The following is a 14,112-nucleotide window of genomic DNA, read 5'->3' as shown; positions in this document are numbered from 1 at the left end:
TTATTTCTTCATTAGCTCCTGTACTTTTGCAGGTAGCTCATGGAATTTTACTTCATCATATGATGAAACTTCTGTTTCTTTTTTTACATAAAGCTTTAAGTATGCATCGTGACGTAAATTTTTCTGAGCTGAAAACTTCAATGTTTTCTCTTCACCGTTCTCGTCATAAGCAGGTAGCTCGTACCAATATGACTTCCATATTTCTCCGTTGCTTGCCTTGAATTCCTCCATTTTACCATCAGAAGTGATATGAACATAGTATGCTTCTTTATTTAAACGGTTAAAATCAACGGTCATCAGCACAACAAGTCCTGCTACGAACAATAAGAACAATGCTCCTATACCTAAGAAAACCTTTTTCATATTAATTCCCCTGTCTAATAATTTTATAGAATGAACGAACTGTAAAGATATAATAGATGCCATAAATTGCTGAATAAGCAATCATCCACAGAATTACTGGTTTAGTAATATCCATACTAAATAGCTGTGAAAAGGCTAGTAGCGCAAATGCACTATGGACGATGCCAACAACGAGTGGTGCACTAAAGATAACGGCAACCTGCCCTGCAACTGTTTTTAGTATTTGTTTTTTGTTCACACCAATTTTATTTAAAATAGCATATTTAGGCTGATCTTCCTCTGCCTCTGTTAAAACTTTGAAGTAAATAATACTTCCTGTCGCTGCTAAAAATACTAATCCTAAAAAGCTTCCTACAAACAATAGTGATCCTACAGTAGCTAAACCATCCTCATAACTTTGCGGAACACTTGAAAACCCTTCTTGCTGTTCAGTAGATAGTTGATTGTAAATTTCCTTTGAAATAGCCTGTTGCTTTAAGTCATTGTCCATACCAACTACCTGCATTTTAACATCTTCAGCATTAGTTGCAGCGAACACTTTATCATTTACAACGAGGACTGTCCCAGCTGGAATAAAGTTTAATACACTCTCTGTATACATTTTATCCACATGGAATGATTCCCCGTTCTCTAATTTAAATTCTTCACCGGTAAAATCATGTGAAAAACGTTCATCGAAGCTTGTATCAAGTAAAACTGTTGCACCATTTGCAATGTGCAGTTGTTCATCTTTTCCCTGCAATTTTGCTAGACGATTATAGTCGGATTCCTTTAATAATGTATATTCAAAAAACGAAAATTCATTATCCACACGTAATTTTTTCACAGAAAGCGATTCGTTGTATAAGACGTCTTCTTGAGAAAATTTTACCGTATCGCCCTTCCACATAAATGTGTTAGGTAGCGCATGACGTACACTGGCTTCGGCATTGTAATACATACCGAAAACGCCGCCACCTGCTGTGATCGTTGTCGCACTTAAAATAGCGATAATAGAAAGTGATTTAGCATTTGCTCGAATACGGTACAATAATTGTGATACACCAATTAAATTTAAGCCTTTCCATGACCAAGAAGTTGCTTTTTTCAACGCCGTTAACACAAATACGCTAACACTATGGAATAATAAATATGTCCCTGCAATTGTCATACCTATAACCATCAGTGGCGTCCCTAATATTGTGAAGAATCTCCAAATTTTACTCGTAAAAATATCAGCTGACGCTGTATAATAACCAAATGCAAGTAGCGCTGTCCCAAGAATAGCTGCTATTAATGATGCACGTGGAATTTTCTCTCCTTGCTTCTCAGCATGAAACAGGTCAATCAATTTAAATTGATAGATGACACGATAGCCTTGTAAAGATGTGAATAAAAATAGTAGCGCAAAAATACATGTTGTATTGACTAGAGCCTCAGGGGAAAATGTTAAACTTCCTACAACATCAAAGCCCATTAAACGTACTAAGATCATTAATAAACCTTGTGACATAAAGAATCCAAGAACAATTCCTAGTACTAGAGAAACAAAACCGATCACTAAATTCTCAAAAAAGAGCATTAAGCCGATTTTCTGTTTACGTACACCTAATAGCGAATAAAGTGCTACTTCCTTTTTACGTTTTTTCATAAAAAACGAATTGGAATACGCCATAAAGATGACGATAAAGAATAATAACACAACAGATGATCCACTCATTAAGCCTTTAATTTGCCGTGAAAATTGTTGTGAGGCTAAAATATCATCATTATATTTTAATGTCACAAACGTAAAGTAGATGACGATACTAAAAACCATCGAGGCGATATATAAAAAGTAGTTCGACAAATTACGCTGAATATTTTTACGCGCTAAACTAAATAACGTCATTTACTCCACCTCCGATGCCAGCAAGCACCTGTAAAATCTCTTGGAAGAATTGCTTTCTTGTTTGAGTACCACGATGAATTTCCTTAGAAAGCTGTCCATCTTGAATAAATAGAATGCGCTGGCAAAAGCTTGCTGCGAATGCATCATGCGTCACCATCATAATAGTGGACGCTTGAGAATTATTCAAATCACTTAAACTTTCAAGTAAGTCTGTTGCTGATTTTGAATCCAGAGCACCAGTTGGCTCATCCGCAAATATTAATTTCGGCTCTGTAACTAATGCACGTGATGATGCTGTACGTTGTTTTTGCCCGCCAGAAATTTGGTAAGGGTATTTATCGAGTAACTCTTTTATCCCAAATAGTGTAGCTATGCGTTCTACCTTTGCGTTAATTGCCTTTGTTGGCACTTTTGCAATCGCAAGTGGCAGTACGATATTTTCACGAACGGTTAAAGAATCAAGTAAGTTATAGTCTTGGAAAATAAAACCTAGATTGTCGCGACGAAAATCTGCTAACTCTGCGTCCTTCATGCGCGCTAAGTTTGTATCACCAATAATGATTTCACCAGTCGTTGGTGTATCGATTGTCGCTAACACATTTAGTAGCGTCGATTTCCCAGCCCCCGAAGGCCCCATTACACCAACAAACTCTCCTTTTTCTACTTCAAATGATATATTCGATAGCGCTGTAAATGTATTTGCGCCTTTGCCGTAAGTTTTTTCTACATTTTGTACCTTTAATAATGGCGTCATAAACGCTCACCTCTTCTTTCTGACTTTAGTATACGACCCCAAACTTACAACAAAGTTGTCGCAAGCTTACAACAACCTTAAATTGTAGACAATTTATCGAGAATTTTTCGCACTTTATCGCAACTTTTATGTGTTTTATCGAAAAATTTTCGCGTTTTATCGACCAAAAAGGATTCACACACAAACTGTGCGCGAATCCTCCAACTTTATTATGCTAATACTTTTTTAATATCATTCTCAAAACTACTTGGCTTATCCGCTGAACCATAGCGTCCTACAACCTCACCATTACGATTCACAAGGAATTTGGTGAAATTCCACTTTATACTGTTGCCTAGAAAGCCTTTAGAATGGGATGTCAAATGCTCAAAAATAGGGTGTGCATCTTTACCATTGACCTTTACGATTTCATGCATCGGGAATGTCACACCATATGTCAAACGACATTGGGACGCCGCTTCCTCAGCAGTTGCTACCTCTTGCTTAAACTGATTTGATGGGAAGCCAAGAATAACAAGGCCTTTATCCTGATACTTTTTATATAGATCTTCTAATTCTTCAAACTGTGGTGTAAAGCCACATTTGGAAGCCGTATTAACAATTAACATTGCCTTCCCCTTATAACGATCTAAACTATATTCAGTACCATCGTCTAGAGCAACTTGAATGTCGTAAATGCTCATTTCTAATTACCCCCTATATTATAAACGCCCATTTTTTCTGGCAATCTGCTGTAGAGGATCCCAAACACCATTGAATGGAGGCGCGTAGGCTAAATCTAAATCTAGTAAATCTGGTAATGTCATTTTATTGTATAAGGCGGTCGCAAACACATCGATCCGTTTATCAACACCTGCAGGTCCAACAATTTGTGCCCCTAAAAGTTGTTGATCTCGTTTACGAACAACAATTTTAATAAACATCCGTTGAGCACCAGGGTAATAACCTGCAATATGGCGGGCAGATAATTTAAAGGCCTCATACTCAAAGCCTAGCTCTTTAGCCTTGCGCTCATTAATACCAGTCGTAGCAATTGTTAAATTGAAAAACTTTAAGATTGAAGTACCTACAATACCGCTAAACGGCGCAGATTTGCCTGACATATTGAGTCCCGCTAACCGACCTTGCTTATTAGCAGTCGTGCCAAGAGGTACATAATCTAAGCGTTCTTTTACAATATTAAAATGCGTTGCACAATCTCCCGCAGCATAAATATGTTCAACAGATGTCTCTAAATGTCGATTGACAATGACCGCACCATTTTTAGCTAGTGCTACACCTGTTCCCTCTAAAAATTGTGTATTCGGTTTAATTCCAACAGCCATAATGACTAAATCTGTATCAAAAGTGCCATTGTCCGTAATGACACGCTCAACACGGTGATTGCCCTCAAACGCCTCTACTTTTGTATTTAGCACAAGCTCGATGTCATTCTTTTTTGCTTCCTCATGAACATGTTGCGCAAGCTCTTCGTCTAAAATTCTTGCAACATAGCTACCTCGTTGAATCAATCTTACTTTTTTACCGCAAGCATATATCGTCTCAGCCATTTCTAGCCCAATATAGCCTGCACCTATAATGGTTACATTTTCTATATCTAACGTTAAATCAGTTAGTAAATCCTCTAGCTGCGGTATTGTTTTCACCGTGTGTATACCCGCTAAATCTGAACCATTCTCCACCGGCATAATAGGATCTGCACCTGTTGCAATAAGTAGCTTATCATAGGGGATTTCAAACGATTCCCCGGACGTCTGCGTTCCAAAAACTAGCTTCTGTTCAACATCAATTCTGGTCACCTCATGACCAACACGGGCATCAATACGATACTTATCACGAAAAGTTTCTACATCTCTTGCTATAAGACGCTTAGTCGATGAAATCCGCCCATCTACCACATAGGGTAAGCCACACTGCCCATATGAATAAATAAAGCCACGTTCTACAGATGTAATCTCTGCCCCTGGTACATTTCGATATATTTCCATTGCTGCTGACATTCCGGCAGCATCTCCTCCAATGATTACGTATTTCATCCAACAATCCCCCTTATTTTTTTCTCGTTGCTAGCAAGCCTGCGTAATAGTCCATAAATAAACGGCGTCTGCCTCCACTTACGATGACCCGTATTACATGAATAGCCATTACCATCGTTAGAACAAAATTCGCAATAAAGGCTAGCAATGTAATGACAATTTGCAGTACATAAAATGGTGAATCCATATCTAATTGAATATTTCCGAAAGTTGTTATCATTTTCGACGTACATACTACCACGAGAATAGCAACACAACGGCGCCAAGATTGACTGACAATACTTTTGCCATTTTCACTGACCATTGTAAAACGCATAAATTTCATCCCTAATGTTGCCCCACCTGTAAAGCTTGGAACAACTCCAAATAGCAACATATACAAAGCAATTTTCACTAAAAACTCGAACATGCCACTATAGCCTGTTATGACACTAACGAAGAACAAAATGAACTGCGCGATTATCAAATCCACTGCTAGTGCTAACAAAATAGATAATGGCTTGATGATATCTTTTTCGACCATTTCTGCTGCTTTAGCCGCTACCTCTTCATGTGAAGGAAACAGCGCCCACACAACAGGGGCTAAAAAGAATCCTAATAGTGCACCAACACTGTTAAGCATTAAATCATCCACATCAAAAATTCGATACGCACAATTAAAGATGCCATAAATCCCCGTAAATTGAGTTACCTCATAAAACAATGTTAGCAAAAAGCTAAATAGAAATGCACGCTTCCAGTACTCTCTTTTTTTAAGAAAATAACGCAAGTATACTCCGAATGGCATGAGCAATAAGAAATTATAGAATGCTTGATAAAAAGCGGGCTGCTTTGGTATATAAATCCACGTTGATGGATTCGTCAGAACAATCCCACTATCCTTTAAAATATCCGTGACAAATTGAAAAGGATGTAAATTGTAATGGACGGTATCTGCAGCTTGTAGAGAGCAAGTATCACGTGTTTCCGGGAAAGGTAGTAAAACTAAGCATAATGCCGATAAAAAGTAAAAAATAAAGGAGAACATAATAATCGTTTTGGATACAGATAAGTAGCCATATTTCCGATACGTATAAATAAGCCAAGGTACAAATAGTACAAAGGAAAAGAAAATTGTTATTAACAAAGCTACCATAATAGAATGTGTATAAACTGACATAGAACACCTCTTCACCATAAAGTGTGGTTGATTTCCGTTCCAACTGGACGTCCGATGAGCCGCTTCAGTGATAAACTTCAAAATAACCTTAAACTTAGTTTAGCACTTGAATACAACACGAATGTTTCACCAACCTTAAATAATCTTAACTAATGATGTAAAGTTAAAATTCCGCGTAAACTCCCAGGAGACAAACAAGAGTACGCCAATGTAGCTCGTGCCTGCCCACTGAAAGAAGAGCGGAATTTTACCAAATAAGAATATTAATTTTTGTTGGAAAGGCTTTTACGCGAGCATATTATGCTTTTGCAATTTCCTCATTGCAGAATGCTAAAATTTCCTCTAGCTCTTCATCCTCTAATGCAAAGTCTAAATATTCGCCTTCAGCTTTTTCCATGATGAAGTAATTTAAAATAAATGACTCTTCACCTTTTTCAGCAATTAATACACGAATTTCAATTCCTGCTTCGTGATAAAGCTCATCCTCTTCATCAATATCTACATCTAAAATAAATTCGTAGCGCTTGCCTTCAATAATGTTTGTTGGATCTAATATTTCTTCCATTGAGAATTGTGTAATTTCCATTGTACGATCTCCTTTAAGTTAACCTGTTCTTATATATATTAAATCAAATTCAGCATGGGTCAAATAGAAAACTCATATACACTAGAAAGTAATTATGCCACAATGAAATGGAACTAATTGAGAGATATGATTCTCATATGAATACTTTACATAAAGGGGGAGGCTTTTTCTTGAAAGAACTACTATATTATCAAGATGTTATGCTGCGCGAATTTAATGCAACAGTTGTCAATAAAGGGACGGATTTAGATGGCCGTAACTACGTGGTGCTATCAAATACTGCATTTTATCCAACTGGAGGCGGACAACCTCATGACACAGGTACTTTAAATGATATCGAGGTCATCAATGTTGAGAAAATGAATGATGAAATTCGTCATTATATTCAAGGTGACTGTTCAAATTTAGTTGGTGAAGTGCATGGAAAATTGAATTGGCAACGGCGCTTTGATCATATGCAGCAGCATGCAGGTCAACATATTTTAACAGCGGCTTTTGTCGAGCTTTTTGATGCACCTACCGTTAGCTTCCACTTGGGCACTGAGCAGGTCACAATTGATATTGCAGTGGATACCCTAACGGAAGAGCAGCTTGTAGCAGCAGAAGCTCGTGCTAATGAAATTATTCTAGAGAATCTTCCGATTGAAACGAAATGGATTACAGAAAAAGAACTGGAGAACTATAGCCTACGTAAAGAGGTAGCCGTCACAGGAGATATTCGACTTGTTATTATTCCGGACTTTGATTACAACGGTTGTGGCGGTACACATCCAACATCTACAGGACAAGTAAGTGCGATAAAAATCCTTGGCACTGAAAAAATGAAGGGTAATATTCGTGTCTCCTTTGTCTGTGGTCACAGGGTTTTAGCAGAGCTTGCCATGCGAAAGAAAGTACTAGCTGACGTTGCAAGACAATTAAGTGTACCTGAGGTTGAAGCAGCTACAGCACTTACAAAAATGTTAACAACACAGAAAAATACAGAAAAAGCACTCGTAGCAGCAAAAGAGGAGCTACTGAATTATGAAGCAAAGGCGCTAGTATCTAGTAAAGAACGTATTATTACTGCAGCCTTTACTCAGCGTACTATGCAAGAGCTGCAAAAATTAGCTAGAACTATTGTCGCTGAGCAGACTGAAGCGATCGTATTACTTATTTCAGAAAATGAAGACAAGCTCCAGTTTGTCGCAGCACGTGGTGCAAAAGTTGAGAAAAGTATGAAGGATATTGCTGCAAAAGCATTGCCACTCATTAACGGAAAAGGTGGCGGCAGTGAGCAGATGGTACAAGGCGGTGGCGAGCGTATTATTTCTACCGAGCAACTTTTTGAAGCTATGCAAGAAGTAGTTCAATAACAAATCATTTCGATGATAGGAGCTCTCCATTACTGGGGTAGCTCCTTTACTCATTTATGGCATCATTTACTGAACATCCTATTGCCACTATCTCCCCGATTGATAATTATCCACAGACATTTGCTCAGCTGCAGTAATCGTTATCTTATTTCCCCACACATTATCCACATTCAATGCACAACTTATCCACAATCTATCCCGATTACATTAAATTGAATCCTCGGTTGGATTAAATTATAAATTTTACCAGGGATACCTGATTATAATTTACTTTTTTTGCTGATTATAAAAAATAGAATAGTTTCTATACTTTTGAGGAGGATTTCTATGAGTTCGGAAAAAGATATTTCACGTCGTGATTTTTTAAAAACGACAGGTATTGCAGCAGGTACATTAGTCGGCGGTGGATTAATAGGAGGCCTTGTAGGCTATAACATGTCTGGTAAAGGAACTGCTACGCTAGAGCATGGTCAGCATGGAACGGCTACTGAAGAGACTGGCTCGCCAAAAGCTAAAATGTTTTTTATGAATCAAAGGGATTTCAATATTTTAGCAAATGCGACTGAACGTATTTTCCCTGAGGACGATTTAGGTCCAGGGGCAAAGGGCTTAGATGTGCCTTACTTTATCGACCATCAGCTAGCAGGCCAATATGGTAGTAATTCTAAAGAATACATGCATGGACCATTCGGTGAGGGTGCGCCAACACAAGGTTATCAGAGTCGTTTAACGCGAGCGGAAATTTTTAAGCAAGGTGTTCAAAGGTTGGAGTCGGAAGCACAGAATCGCTATAAAAAGAGCTTCAATGATATAGAGGCTAAGCAAATGGATGAAATTTTAACTGCCTTCCAGAAAGGCGACGTACAAATGAGTGGCGTCACATCTGCTTTCTTCTTTACTTTATTACGTGCAGCAACATTAGAAGGTGCTTACTCTGACCCTATATATGGCGGTAATCGTAATATGGATGGCTGGCGAATGAAAGGCTTCCCCGGTCATCAAATGGCGTATATTACGCAAATCGAAGAACCGAAATTCCAAAAAATTGAGCCTAATTCATTAGGTAGCCACTAATAGGGGGTTAGTAAATGGCCAAAACATTACCAAGTGTAGATGTTGTAACAGTCGGGGTAGGATGGACCGGCGGCATTGTCGCTGCAGAGTGCTCAAAGGCAGGCTTAAAGGTCGTTGGCTTAGAGCGTGGACAAAAGCGCGGCACGGAAGATTATTTGACAATCCACGATGAGTATCGTTATGCAATTCGTTATGATTTAATGCAAAATCTCTCAAAGGAAACAATCAGCTTCCGTAATAATCGGAATATGAAGGCATTGCCTATGCGTCAGCTCGGTTCCTTTTTACTTGGGGAAGGGCTTGGCGGCTCTGGTACACATTGGAACGGTATGTCGTATCGCTTCTTACCGTATGATTTTCAAATTAAAACAATGACAGACAAACGTTATGGTGCGAATAAGCTTGGACCTGATTATTTATTACAAGATTGGGCATTAACATACGATGAACTAGAGCCCTATTTCGACAAATTCGAAAAAACGTCCGGTATTTCCGGTGATGATAAAAATCCTTTTAGCGGGAAACGTTCAAATCCTTATCCGACGGGGCCAATGAAAATGACACCGATGCTTACGCAATTTGAAACAGCTGCAAAAAAATTAAAACTATCGCCTTACATGGTACCTTCTGCAAATTTATCAGAAGTTTATAAGAACCCTGACGGTGAAACCATTAATGCTTGTCAATACTGCGGCTTCTGTGAACGCTTTGGTTGTGAATATGGCGCCAAATCATCTGCGGAGGTTACTGTTGTTCCTACTGCATTAAAAACAGGTAACTTTGACTTACGCTATAATTCCAATGTTGTTGAAATTTTAAAGAAAGGCAATAAAGTAACTGGTGTCCGATACATCGATACGATATCTGGTGAAGAATTTATTCAACCAGCAAACGCTGTTGTACTTACTAGTTATGTCTTTAATAATGCCAAGTTATTGATGGTCTCTAACATTGGGGAAAGATATGATCCAGCTACTGGAAGAGGGACACTTGGAAGAAACTATTGCTATCAAATACTCCCTGGAGCTGCAGGGTTTTTCGATGAGCAGTATAACGCATTTATGGGTGCAGGTGCCCTTGGTATGAGCTTAGATGATTATAATGGAGATAATTTCGATCATAGTGATTTAGATTTTATTCACGGTGGAAATATAGCTCTGACACAAACAGGTGCGCGTCCTATCGGCTCAAACCCAACACCTCCTGATACGCCAACATGGGGATCAGAATTTAAAAAACAATCTATTCATTACTATACACGCTCATTCGGGATTGGTGCACAGGGTGCTTCAATGCCACATAAAGAAAATTATTTATCTCTAGATTCTACGTATAAGGATGCTTACGGCTTACCTCTTGTACAGTTAACCTACAACTTTACGGATCAGGATCGCGCACTTCATAAATATATTTCAGCACGTGCAGCTGACATTATGAAAGAAATGGGCGCTAAAATTGTTGTCCCTAATGCTGAAATCACTGATTACAATATTGTACCGTATCAAACAACCCATAATACAGGCGGAACAGTTATGAGCTTAAAGCCAGAGGATGGCGTTGTGAATAACTACTTGCAACATTGGAATGCAGAAAATCTTTTTGCTGTAAGTGCCGGAAACTTTGCACACAATAGTGGCTATAACCCAACAGGTACTTTAGGGGCACTAGCCTACCGCTGTGCAGAGGGTGTTGTGAAATATAGCAAATCAGGCGGTTCCTTAGTATAACTTCTTTTTAGCGGATGTTTGGACACCCGCTAAAATAGAGGAACTCAGTTTAAGAACGTCACGTCCTGTGGCAAGTTATCTGTGCGAAAGCAACAACAACAGCAACACGGGTTTTGTCTGTGCGAAAGCGAAGCGACAGCAACAACACACGCTTGAGTGACCAACATCATGCTGCTGACGCTGCGTTTGCACTACGCTTTCGCGCAAAAAAACATCATGCTGCTGACGCTGCGTTTGCACTACGCTTTCGCGCAAAAAACATCTGTTGGTCCAAAGTTTCCGGCGAATGTCACAGAATCGAAAAAGGAGTTCTTTGTGCTTGTGCTTGCACAAAGCCGATTCAAGATGCAATTATGCCGATGCATAAATTGATATACTAATGTTTCAAAAAGGAGGTAAGACTATGGGAGGTCTCGGAGCAATTGGGGTACCTGGGTTAATCATCATTTTAGTCATTGTTTTAATCGTGTTTGGTCCAAAAAAATTGCCGGAAATCGGTGGTGCAGTCGGTAAAACATTTGCAGAGTTCAAAAAGTCCACGAAGGGGCTTATCGATGATGAGGATGATTCAGTGAAAAAAGAAGAAAAAAAATCTGACGCTTCGTAGGAGGTTGTCCTATGGATCCATATGAAGAAGGAAAAAGAAAATATTTAAGTCCACTTGATAAGAAAGAAGCTGAGCCTCTCACACCTGTGGAGGCTTTTGTTGAAATTCCAGTTGAGACAAGTGAACCGGATACGGAAGCCGGTGGGTCCCTTTTTCCAATAGCCTCATTGCTTGAACATCTTACAGAACTACGAAAACAAATTATTAAAGGGCTTATCGTATTTATTTTATTTTTTATTATCGTATTCTCTACTATTAATAGTTGGTTCCCTTATGTAACTCGAGGACATTCACTAATTATTTTAGGGCCGTTAGAGGTTGTCAAATTTTATATGACGATTTCCACAACATTAGCATTTGGGCTATCAATGCCATTTTTAGTTCATTTTTTGTGGAGTTTCGTAAAGCCAGGTTTAAAAGAAGAAGAAAGCCGTTTCCTCGGTCTTTATGCCCCTGTCATGCTTTTACTCTTTTTATTAGGCGTAGCTTTCGGTTACTTTATTGTGAATCCACTTAGCTATTCATTTTTAGTAAGTGTTGGAGCAGCTAATTTTGATGTGATGGTGTCCGCAAATGAATACATGCATTTTTTAGTGATGACAACTGTACCACTCGGACTACTCTTTGAATTACCAATTGTAGCTCTCTTTTTATCATCCATTGGTGTACTAACGGCTGAATCCATGAAAAAAATACGAGGCTGGTCTTATATCGGGATGGGCATTGGTTCTGCTGTAATTACACCACCCGATTTTATTAGTCAGCTACTCGTTTTAATTCCGATGATTATTTTATATGAAATAAGTATCTATCTTGTTAAACGTATAGAGCGTAAACAAATAGAAAGCACTGCGTAGCAAAGACGCAGTGCTTATTTTTTCTTTAATTCCATGACAACAATCTCTGGTGGATTAAAAACCCGCATAGGTACTGTACTATTGCCTAATCCTCGACTAACGGCCATAGTTGTTGTGCCTTCTTTAGAAAGACCAGCCGTATATTTCGGGAATATTCCCTGTCCTCGTGCGAAAAGACCGCCAATACCAGGAATTCGAACTTGTCCACCATGCGCATGTCCTGCAAATACTAAATCAATTCCAAACTCTACATACGTATTAAACACTTCTGGTCGATGTGCTAGTAATATCGTTAATATATTTGGTGGAACATTTTTAGTTGCTATTTCTAGCATTTCTTTCGTTGTTCTACCTGATAACGGATCTTCTATGCCAACAATCGCCAAGCGCTCCCCGTCGCGCTCAATGAAGGTCGATTCATTGGACAACACATGTACACCTAACGATGATAGCTCCTCATAAATTTCATTCACTTTATTCGTCGCTACTTCATGGTTTCCTAGTACATAATAGACATCCGCTAATTTAACTAATCCTCTAGCGGCTTGCAAGCTTCGCTCCAAATCATAACGATTACTATCAACTAAATCACCTGTAATAAAAATTAGGTCAGGATTTGTTGCTTTCACCTTTGCTATGAGCTTCTCTTGCTGTTCGCCAAAGAGAGCATCCTGTAAATCTGATATTTGTGTAATGCGTAGCCCATCGAAGCTAGCAGGCACTTTTTCTGACTCGAATTCATACTTGCTTACAACCAGCCAGTGATTGTTTACGTACAAAAAAATGACTATAAAAACAACAAAAAAAGCTACATATAATAATTTTTTCAATCGCAATCGCTCACCCTAGGCTACTTTTTCATCAGATCAATTTCGCCTTGGCGTAATCTCCGCTAACGCTTTGCTTCGCGCAAATAAACAATGCGTCCGGATTTTCCACAATTCAATCCTTTAAAAATCCGTGACATCCGCCGGAGGCTTTGGCCAACATATGTTGGTCACTCAGTCGTGTGCTGTTGTTGTTGTTGCTGTCGCTTCGCTTTCGCACAGACAAAACCCGTGTTGCTGTCGCTTCGCTTTCGCACAGACAACTTGCCACAGGACGTGGCGTTCTTAGCTTAAGTTCCTCTATTTCAGTAGATACTCACTGAAAAGGAACACATGCACATTCACCTCATCACCTTGGAGAGGTGGGAGATTCTACTGAAATGAAGATAAAAATCTGACCCTCCTATTATAAGCATAAAACAAAATAATTGTAAGCACATACACATAAAATCATTAGATTGAACGAAAGAGGTAACCCAAAAGTGCTACATTTAAAGGTTACTCTAAAGTAGGGCAAGAATGAACAAGATTATTTTTGAACTCTTCCAAACATATTAAACCGAGTGATAAAAGCTTATCTACTCAGGCTTAAACATCACTAACTTGAAATGCCTACTTGCTCTTCAAATCTATGACTATCGAAATATTTTTTGCTATTACAAACAAAATACTGTAGATATGAAATTCTATGTTTGCAACATCTTCTAGAATGTTAAATCTTTTTAGATAACTCGAGCTCATTACCTTCATTCATTTTTTCATACCCGTTAAAACTATAAATAGTGCATTCTTTAACAGTATTTCCCTTATTGAAAAAACACGGTTTTTCACTTCGTAAAACAGCCAATCTATCATAATTTTCTGATAAATACATCATAATAAAATGTATAATAAAAG

The 14,112-nt window shown here is 38.5% G+C and carries 14 protein-coding genes; 5 read left to right on the top strand and 9 right to left on the bottom strand.

The genetic code is table 11. The features are described from left to right. The 7 genes from PVA17_RS11135 to PVA17_RS11105 form a co-directional block, all read right to left on the bottom strand. Entirely contained in the window at positions 1-363 is a 363-nt protein-coding gene (locus tag PVA17_RS11135; RefSeq protein ID WP_132363561.1) for a YxeA family protein, read from the bottom strand. 1 nt (position 364) lies between these two features. Further along, complete coding sequence (locus PVA17_RS11130) at positions 365-2,233, bottom strand: ABC transporter permease (RefSeq protein ID WP_274067714.1); 1,869 nt, start codon at positions 2,231-2,233, stop codon at positions 365-367. Further along, complete coding sequence (locus PVA17_RS11125; RefSeq protein ID WP_132363565.1) at positions 2,220-2,987, bottom strand: ABC transporter ATP-binding protein; 768 nt, start codon at positions 2,985-2,987, stop codon at positions 2,220-2,222. Before PVA17_RS11125 ends, PVA17_RS11130 begins: the two co-directional genes overlap by 14 nt. 209 nt (positions 2,988-3,196) lie before the next feature. After that, entirely contained in the window at positions 3,197-3,670 is a 474-nt protein-coding gene (locus tag PVA17_RS11120; RefSeq protein WP_274067713.1) for a glutathione peroxidase, read from the bottom strand. A gap of 18 nt (positions 3,671-3,688) precedes the next feature. Further along, positions 3,689-5,023 carry an FAD-dependent oxidoreductase gene (locus tag PVA17_RS11115; protein WP_274067712.1) on the bottom strand — a complete coding sequence of 445 codons (1,335 nt, stop codon included), beginning with the start codon at positions 5,021-5,023 and terminating at the stop codon, positions 3,689-3,691. A 13-nt stretch (positions 5,024-5,036) separates the two neighbouring features. Next, a complete protein-coding gene (locus PVA17_RS11110; protein WP_274067711.1) occupies positions 5,037-6,182 on the bottom strand; it encodes a VanZ family protein in 1,146 nt (381 codons plus the stop codon). A 298-nt stretch (positions 6,183-6,480) separates the two neighbouring features. Beyond that, complete coding sequence (locus tag PVA17_RS11105; protein ID WP_132363573.1) at positions 6,481-6,768, bottom strand: DUF6509 family protein; 288 nt, start codon at positions 6,766-6,768, stop codon at positions 6,481-6,483. A 170-nt stretch (positions 6,769-6,938) separates the two neighbouring features. Here PVA17_RS11105 and PVA17_RS11100 point away from each other — a divergent pair, with 170 nt between their 5' ends. From PVA17_RS11100 to tatC, 5 genes are all read left to right on the top strand, one after another. Beyond that, positions 6,939-8,123 (top strand): alanyl-tRNA editing protein, encoded by a 1,185-nt coding sequence (locus PVA17_RS11100; RefSeq protein ID WP_274067710.1) that lies wholly within the window; start codon positions 6,939-6,941, stop codon positions 8,121-8,123. 327 nt (positions 8,124-8,450) lie between these two features. After that, positions 8,451-9,197, top strand: a complete 747-nt coding sequence (locus PVA17_RS11095; RefSeq protein ID WP_132363577.1) for a gluconate 2-dehydrogenase subunit 3 family protein — start codon at positions 8,451-8,453, stop codon at positions 9,195-9,197. A 14-nt stretch (positions 9,198-9,211) separates the two neighbouring features. Beyond that, entirely contained in the window at positions 9,212-10,924 is a 1,713-nt protein-coding gene (locus tag PVA17_RS11090; RefSeq protein ID WP_274067709.1) for a GMC family oxidoreductase, read from the top strand. Between the two features lie 403 nt (positions 10,925-11,327). After that, positions 11,328-11,531, top strand: coding sequence for a twin-arginine translocase TatA/TatE family subunit (tatA, locus tag PVA17_RS11085; RefSeq protein WP_132363581.1), 204 nt, complete (start codon positions 11,328-11,330; stop codon positions 11,529-11,531). Positions 11,532-11,542: 11 nt separating this feature from the next. Then, a complete protein-coding gene (gene tatC / locus PVA17_RS11080; RefSeq protein ID WP_274067708.1) occupies positions 11,543-12,388 on the top strand; it encodes a twin-arginine translocase subunit TatC in 846 nt (281 codons plus the stop codon). A 14-nt stretch (positions 12,389-12,402) separates the two neighbouring features. Here tatC and PVA17_RS11075 read toward each other — a convergent pair whose 3' ends face one another. Both PVA17_RS11075 and PVA17_RS11070 read right to left on the bottom strand, forming a co-directional pair. Continuing rightward, a complete protein-coding gene (locus PVA17_RS11075; RefSeq protein WP_274067707.1) occupies positions 12,403-13,218 on the bottom strand; it encodes a metallophosphoesterase in 816 nt (271 codons plus the stop codon). Positions 13,219-13,927: 709 nt separating this feature from the next. Continuing rightward, positions 13,928-14,112 (bottom strand): hypothetical protein (locus PVA17_RS11070; protein WP_274067706.1); only part of this gene is annotated, 185 nt, incomplete at its 5' end.

The organism is Lysinibacillus sp. CNPSo 3705 (genome assembly GCF_028674935.1).
Taxonomy (GTDB): domain Bacteria; phylum Bacillota; class Bacilli; order Bacillales_A; family Planococcaceae; genus Lysinibacillus.
This window is presented reverse-complemented; position numbering and strand designations above follow the sequence as displayed.

What these genes read in the sequence shown, in the direction of transcription:
- PVA17_RS11135 (WP_132363561.1), bottom strand. Translation starts at nt 363, where the DNA reads ATGAAAAAGGTTTTCTTAGGTATAGGAGCATTGTTCTTATTGTTCGTA.
- PVA17_RS11130 (WP_274067714.1), bottom strand. Translation starts at nt 2,233, where the DNA reads ATGACGTTATTTAGTTTAGCGCGTAAAAATATTCAGCGTAATTTGTCG.
- PVA17_RS11125 (WP_132363565.1), bottom strand. Translation starts at nt 2,987, where the DNA reads ATGACGCCATTATTAAAGGTACAAAATGTAGAAAAAACTTACGGCAAA.
- PVA17_RS11120 (WP_274067713.1), bottom strand. Translation starts at nt 3,670, where the DNA reads ATGAGCATTTACGACATTCAAGTTGCTCTAGACGATGGTACTGAATAT.
- PVA17_RS11115 (WP_274067712.1), bottom strand. Translation starts at nt 5,023, where the DNA reads ATGAAATACGTAATCATTGGAGGAGATGCTGCCGGAATGTCAGCAGCA.
- PVA17_RS11110 (WP_274067711.1), bottom strand. Translation starts at nt 6,182, where the DNA reads ATGTCAGTTTATACACATTCTATTATGGTAGCTTTGTTAATAACAATT.
- PVA17_RS11105 (WP_132363573.1), bottom strand. Translation starts at nt 6,768, where the DNA reads ATGGAAATTACACAATTCTCAATGGAAGAAATATTAGATCCAACAAAC.
- PVA17_RS11095 (WP_132363577.1), top strand. Translation starts at nt 8,451, where the DNA reads ATGAGTTCGGAAAAAGATATTTCACGTCGTGATTTTTTAAAAACGACA.
- PVA17_RS11090 (WP_274067709.1), top strand. Translation starts at nt 9,212, where the DNA reads ATGGCCAAAACATTACCAAGTGTAGATGTTGTAACAGTCGGGGTAGGA.
- tatA (WP_132363581.1), top strand. Translation starts at nt 11,328, where the DNA reads ATGGGAGGTCTCGGAGCAATTGGGGTACCTGGGTTAATCATCATTTTA.
- tatC (WP_274067708.1), top strand. Translation starts at nt 11,543, where the DNA reads ATGGATCCATATGAAGAAGGAAAAAGAAAATATTTAAGTCCACTTGAT.